The sequence below is a fragment of the Yersinia sp. 1252 StPb PI genome (genome assembly GCF_048593885.1).
GTDB classification, from domain to species: domain Bacteria; phylum Pseudomonadota; class Gammaproteobacteria; order Enterobacterales; family Enterobacteriaceae; genus Yersinia; species Yersinia enterocolitica_E.
Map to the genome: position 1 here is coordinate 1 of NZ_JAZGQE010000220.1, position 6,812 is coordinate 6,812.

Here is a 6,812-nt window from a genome sequence, read left to right on the forward strand (position 1 = left end):
ATAGATTATTATTCTAATTTATTGGCTTACTTATGGAATATAAAACTAGTAAAAGAGTCTTGCACAACATGCCAATTATTCATGCTGCTAATTGTGGGTATTATGGCGCTTTCTCTCCTTTCCGACGTTTAATTGGGCAAAAATAGCATCTTATCGCTATTTTCCTAACGCTATTGAACTGAAAAGTAGTTGCATTGTAAATTAATTGTGAATTAAGTCACGACCTGACATTAATATGTTGGCTAGATTTTTCTGCTGAGTTAATTTTCTGTCAACAGAATATTGTGCTTTAGGTGTTGTTTGGGGGGAGGATGGTATGCGCATTGTCATTTTAGGAAGCGGTGTGGTGGGGGTAGCCAGTGCCTGGTACTTAGCCAACGACGGGCATGATGTTACGGTGATTGACCGTCAGCAGGGGCCCGCGCAGGAAACCAGTGCCGGTAACGCAGGTCAGATATCGCCGGGATATGCGGCACCTTGGGCCGCGCCTGGGGTACCTCTGAAGGCCATTAAATGGATGTTCCAACGCCATGCGCCGTTAGCAATCCACCTTGACGGCAGCAGCTTCCAGCTACGCTGGATGTGGCAGATGCTGAGAAACTGCGACACTTCCCACTACAGGCTCAACAAAAGCCGTATGGTGCGTCTGGCAGAATACAGCCGCGACTGTTTAAAAGAGCTGCGTGAAGACACTGGTATTCAGTATGAAGGCCGTCAGGGGGGAACACTGCAACTGTTCCGTACCGAACAGCAATTTGATAACGCCGCCAAGGATATTGCGGTGTTAGATGATGCGGGGGTGCCATATTCACTGCTAACGGCTGATCAACTGGCAACGGTGGAACCGGCATTGGCGAAAGTTGCACATAAACTGACCGGTGGTTTACGTTTACCTAATGATGAAACCGGCGACTGCAAACTGTTTACTGAACGCTTAGCCCAAATGGCCGAGCAGGCTGGGGTTAAGTTTGTGTTCAATCGCTCGGTGGATAAATTGCTGGTGGACGGTGACCAAATCGCCGGTGTGCTGTGTGGCGACGATATTATTAACGCAGATGCCTATGTAGTAGCCTTCGGCGCTTACTCTACGGCGCTGTTAGCCGGGCTGGTCTCGATTCCTGTTTATCCACTAAAAGGTTATTCACTCACGATTCCTATTACAGATCCGGCCTCGGCACCTTTCTCCACCGTGCTGGATGAGACCTACAAGATTGCCATTACGCGCTTTGATGACAGGATTCGGGTTGGGGGGATGGCGGAGATCGTTGGATTTAATACTCAATTGGCACCAGCACGTCGTGAGACGCTGGAAATGGTGGTGGGTGATTTGTACCCTCATGGGGGCAATATCAGTCAGGCCACGTTCTGGACCGGGCTGCGCCCGATGACACCTGATGGTACGCCCATTGTCGGGCGAACCTCACTGAAAAATCTCTATTTGAATACCGGCCATGGCACCTTGGGCTGGACCATGGCCTGTGGGTCGGGTCAATTATTGGCTGATATTATGTATGGGCGTCGCCCAGCGATTCTGGCGGATGATTTATCGGTCGCGCGTTATAGCGCGGGCTTTCGGCCACTGAATATCACGCCCTTACACGACATTCACCCTGTGCGCTAAAAGGCGCCGATTGATCATTACAGCCCACTGCCGGGCTGTAAATAATTGAATACCGCCCAAGAAGGAAAAAGCATGCCTCGCCCGATATCCGCTACGCTTCATTTATCTGCTTTGCGCCATAACCTCAGTATTGTTCGTCGTCTGGCCGGTGCCGCTAAAATTTGGTCAGTGGTGAAAGCCAATGCCTACGGCCATGGTCTGGCCCGCATTTGGCAAGGGCTGGACGCAACCGATGGCTTTGCGTTATTGGATTTAAATGAAGCGATAATGTTGCGTGAACAGGGCTGGCAAGGGCCTATTTTGCTGCTTGAGGGGTTCTTTCGTGCGCAAGATATAGTCCTTCTCGACCATTACCGGTTAACCACCGTGGTACACAGTGACTGGCAGCTTGACGCCATCAAAGCGGCGCGGCTGAGCACACCACTCGATATTTATTTAAAACTTAATAGCGGCATGAATCGCTTAGGTTTTCCCATCGGGCAGGCAGAGGCTATCTGGCAATGGGCTAACAGTATAAATAACATCGGCAAGGTGACGCTAATGAGCCACTTTGCCAATGCAGATAACCCTATTGGTGCCAGCGAGCAATTCACGCTGATTCAGCAGGCCAGTGGGCATCTGGTGGCTGCGCGCAGCTTTGCCAACTCGGCGGCAATATTGCGCAATCCTGAAACCCACTTTGATTGGGTGCGGCCTGGTATTATCCTCTATGGCGCGTCACCCAGTGGCGATGTAAACGATATCGCTGGCATTGGATTGCGCCCGGTAATGGAGCTGCACAGCGAAATTATCGCCATACAGACGCTCTCAGCAGGGCACAGTGTTGGCTATGGCAGCCGCTACAGTGCCACAGGCACACAGCGCATCGGTGTCGTCGCTTGCGGTTATGCCGATGGTTACCCACGGCTCGCTCCCAGCGGCACGCCCATCAGGGTGGATGGCATACTGACTCATACGGTGGGGTCGATTTCAATGGATATGCTAACCGTAGATTTGACACCCTGTCCGCAGGCGCAAATGGGGAGTAAAGTTGAGATCTGGGGGAATAATCTGCCAATCGATGATGTGGCGGCGGCGGCAGGCACCGTGGGGTATGAGTTGATGTGTGCACTGGCGAGTCGCGTTAGCGTCATCACCGAGCGCACTTAGGTTGTTTCTAGTTTATTTTCTGCAAGTTACCACGGACATGCTTACTGGCACGGCGTGCCTGCCAAGCCAGTAGACACCCTGCCAGCATTACGATGGCGAGCGATAATTTAGGCTCAATTGGTAAGGACATTGCCAGCAAGCCTAACCCAGCTCCCCCGGCCATTTGCACAAAACCCACCAGCGCGGAGGCGACACCGGCTTCATTGGCATACGGCTCTAATGCATAACTGGTGGCTGGCCCCATCATAAAGGCTAAACCGGCACAGGCACTGGCAACGGGTAACATATACACCAGCCAGTGTTGCTGTATTTCTGCCGACAGTTGCGTCAGACCAAATAATAACCCCAGACACCCCAGCGCCATCAACAGGCTGCCGGTCATCAGGCAGGTAGGGCGGCCGATTTTTTGGATAATACGGTTAGCAATAAAACTGACCGCCATGATCCAAAAGCCATTGGCGCCGAACACCAGTGAGAACTGTAATGGGCTGAGTCCTGCGCCCACCATCAATACGTTGGGTGCCAGCGAGACATAGGTTAAGGCCATGCCCATAGCGCCCGCGTTCACCAGTGCGAAAATCAGAAAACGGTCATCACGTAAGATGCGCAGATAGTTCTTTATCGGCAAGCCCTTAACGGCTTGGGTACCCGCTGGCCGTGTTTCTGGCAGGAAGATAATTATCAGAATTAATACCAGCAAACCATATAACGCCAGGAACCAGAATGGGGCGCGCCAGCCAAAGGCTTCCGCCAACAAACCACCGAGCAAGGGAGCCAATGCGGGTACGATATTTAACGTCCCATTAAGGAAACCAAAAGCGCGCGCGGCCTCATTACCGTTGAGGCGGTCACGCACCCCACTGAATGCCACTACCGCAGTACAGCAAACAGCGACACCTTGTAACAGGCGAGAACTGACAAACATCAGCGGGCTGACTGCCAGTGCAGCCATCGCGGCCCCCAGCATGTAGAGAATAATACCGATGATGGCTATGGGTTTACGCCCATACTTATCGACTAATGGCCCAGCAATCAGCTGACCAATACCCAGCACCAGAATAAACAAGGCAATAGTGGATTGAATCAGCGACTCGCTACTGTTTAGCCCCTTGGCTATCGCGGGAATCGTGGGTAAGTAGAGGTCGATGCCCAATGGGCCGAGCAGAATCAGGCTTAACAGCAGAAAAAGAAATTTTTGCATAACAAAAAAACAACATCCAGATTGCAAAGGCGACAAGAATAAAGAATTTATCGACGAATGAAAAGGTTAGCCATCGCCAACCAAACGATAGTGACAATGTCACCTATTGGTGTTCTAAATCGACTAATAGGGTACTACAACTAATAATTAATCTCTTGTTATTGATTAGCTACTGGTAGTGCGATGCTCTAACCACTGTTCTAGTTTCACGGCAGGTAATGCCTCGGAAAAAAGAAAACCTTGGCCTATTTGATAACCTTGGCGGCTCAATAATGTACGTTGTGCCTCGTTTTCTACCCCTTCGACAATCACTGATAGTTGCAAACTTTCACCAATACGGATCACCGCCTCACTTAATGTTCGGCTGGTTTCGTCATGCTCAAGATCATGGACAAAACTTTTATCCAGTTTGATTTCATCAAGATCCAAATGGCGCAGATAACTCAGACTGGAATAGCCGGTACCAAAGTCATCCATTGATAAACGCACACCCAGTCGATGAATTTTTTCTATCGTGGCAAAAATCGCCGGATTATTTGCAATTAATATGTCTTCGGTGATTTCCAGCGTGAGATCCTGCGGCGGCAAGTGGTAATGCTGCAAGATATGCAAAATCATGTCCGGCAAGCCTGGATTATGGAAATTGGTTGGCGATAAGTTCACTGAAACCGAGGGCACATCAATACCCCGTAAACGCCAGTCCGCCAACTGTTGACAAGCCGTCTCAATCGCCCACAGAGCCAGTTCGTTGATCAGCCCGCACTCTTCAGCAATAGGAATAAAACGCTGTGGGGGAATGTTCCCCAGTATGGGGTGAACCCAGCGACTAAGGGCTTCCACACCATATAGGTGCCCATCTTTTAACATCACTTGTGGTTGATAAAATAACTCAAGAGACCCGATATGAAATGCATGACGCAGAGCATCTTCCATATCCTGGCGCTGTTGATTGAGATTATTCATCTCTGCACTGAAGAAATTGAAATGACCATGTCCCATATTCTTGGCTTTATGCATGGCAATGTCGGCGTGATTCATCAGCGCATCCATTTCTAAACCATTTTCAGGATACAAACTGATCCCGACACTGGCCGAAGGAATAATATTGACGTTGGCTATCTGACAGGGCTGAGACAGCAGACTGAGCATTTTCTCAACCTTCACGGTAGCCTGCTGCATGGTGCAGGGGGCTAAAATGATAATAAACTCGTCGCCCGATAAGCGGCCGATAATGTCACTTTTGGGCATGTCGTTGCGCAATCGTTGGGCAATCAAGGCAAGTAATTCATCACCGGCGGCCAGGCCGAGTGAATCATTAACTTGTTTAAAACGATCCAGATTAATGATTAATACTGCCAGCGTGTAATCCATTTCAGCGGCAAGGGCGATAGCTTGTTTGGCATAAACCAGAAACTGAGTGCGGTTAGGCAAGCCAGTCAGGGAATCATAAAAAGCCAAATGCTGAATTTGCTGACGTGATTGCTCCCGTTCCATCGCCAACGAGCACAAATTTGCGATTAATTTGACCAACTGATGGTGGAACTCGCTGGGGCCTCGCGCTTCTTTGTAGTAAAAGGCAAATGTGCCCAGAACATCCCCCTGGCTCGACAGAATAGGCGTCGACCAACAAGCTAACAAACCATGGGGTAGAATTAGGTGCCGATAGTTCTCCCATAATGGGTCAGTGGCAACATCATGGACTTCAACCGGTTCTTTACGAAATGCGGCGGTGCCACATGAGCCAGATACCGGGCCAATAGGCACACAGGCCAGCGCCGCAGTATAAATCAGGGGGAGGTTGGGCGCCGCGAGATGGCTGAGGTAGTGGGGCCCGCTGGCTTGCAAAATACTGGCGGTCACCTCGGGGGCAATCCGCTCAACCTCGTGGCACAGCAAAGACATCACTTCTTCCAGTGGCCGCTCTTTAACCAGTGCTTCCAGTACCTTATATTGCAACACTTCATACATTTTGGTCAGCGTGATATCAGTCAACACGCCAATGCTATAACTCGGTTTACCCTGCTCATCAACCAGCGAGTTGATAATGGCGGAACACCAATGCGGTTGTTTGTCTTTACTGTAGAACAACTCTTTGGGCAGTAATTGCTGATGTGAATTTGGCGAAGTGGAATCAATTAACCCCAGTTGTTCAGGATGTGCACTCTGGAGTAAATCGACCATGCTCTGGCCCAGAGCCTGTTCGGGTGTATAACCGAATAACTTAGTAAATCCTTGATTAATATAAACTGCTTGTTGCCCGTGATCACTATTAGCGGCAATAAACATTGCGCTGTCGCTGCGATCAGTTAATTGGGTTAAAAGTTCTACCCACTCTTGAGTGGCTTTTTGTTGCTCAATTAAAAAAGTAATATCCTTAGCGATTTTCACCATCCGGGTAACGCTACCTTCTGGGCCTGGTACCGGCTGATAGATGGCGGCCAGCCAGACCGTGGATCCGTCTTTGTGCAATCGCTCAAAACGGCCCTCAACGGATTTCCCCGCCAGTAAAGATTTCTTCAGTGTCTGATACTCGTCGCTACTGGCATATTGTGGATGGCAAAACATAAGATGATGTTGACCAATGACTTCATCACGTTGATAGCCAAAATAATCAAGGTAGTTTTGATTAACCGCAATTATGCGACTGTTGAGATCAAACTCAATGATGGCTAATGAGCGGTCCAATGCACTTAATAACGCACTACTTTCGTCGTATTCAGACTGCGTGGCATCCTGCGATGCTGCTGTTTTTTTGGGCTTCATGATAAATTCCTATGTAAAAGAAGCGCTTGGCAGTCGTGTTACGTAAATGAATTACCGCTGTAACCATTGAAATAGCAC

General features: G+C 49.4%; 4 protein-coding genes. 2 read left to right on the forward strand and 2 right to left on the reverse strand.

The annotated features are described in order from the left end of the window. Window positions 1-316 precede the first annotated feature (316 nt). Together V2A85_RS20985 and dadX are read left to right on the forward strand one after the other, a co-directional pair. A complete protein-coding gene (locus V2A85_RS20985; RefSeq protein ID WP_420072264.1) occupies window positions 317-1,621 on the forward strand; it encodes a D-amino acid dehydrogenase in 1,305 nt (434 codons plus the stop codon). Window positions 1,622-1,693: 72 nt separating this feature from the next. Further along, window positions 1,694-2,770 (forward strand): catabolic alanine racemase DadX, encoded by a 1,077-nt coding sequence (dadX, locus tag V2A85_RS20990; protein WP_372558940.1) that lies wholly within the window; start codon window positions 1,694-1,696, stop codon window positions 2,768-2,770. A gap of 7 nt (window positions 2,771-2,777) precedes the next feature. Here dadX and V2A85_RS20995 read toward each other — a convergent pair whose 3' ends face one another. Next, complete coding sequence (locus V2A85_RS20995) at window positions 2,778-3,971, reverse strand: Bcr/CflA family efflux MFS transporter (protein WP_083158975.1); 1,194 nt, start codon at window positions 3,969-3,971, stop codon at window positions 2,778-2,780. A gap of 165 nt (window positions 3,972-4,136) precedes the next feature. Continuing rightward, window positions 4,137-6,734: a bifunctional diguanylate cyclase/phosphodiesterase gene (locus V2A85_RS21000; protein ID WP_420072265.1), complete on the reverse strand. Its 2,598-nt coding sequence runs from the start codon at window positions 6,732-6,734 to the stop codon at window positions 4,137-4,139. Between the last annotated feature and the right edge of the window lie 78 nt (window positions 6,735-6,812).

Coding starts and splice junctions, on each gene's coding strand:
- V2A85_RS20985 (WP_420072264.1), top strand. CDS start 317: ATGCGCATTGTCATTTTAGGAAGCGGTGTGGTGGGGGTAGCCAGTGCC.
- dadX (WP_372558940.1), top strand. CDS start 1,694: ATGCCTCGCCCGATATCCGCTACGCTTCATTTATCTGCTTTGCGCCAT.
- V2A85_RS20995 (WP_083158975.1), bottom strand. CDS start 3,971: ATGCAAAAATTTCTTTTTCTGCTGTTAAGCCTGATTCTGCTCGGCCCA.
- V2A85_RS21000 (WP_420072265.1), bottom strand. CDS start 6,734: ATGAAGCCCAAAAAAACAGCAGCATCGCAGGATGCCACGCAGTCTGAA.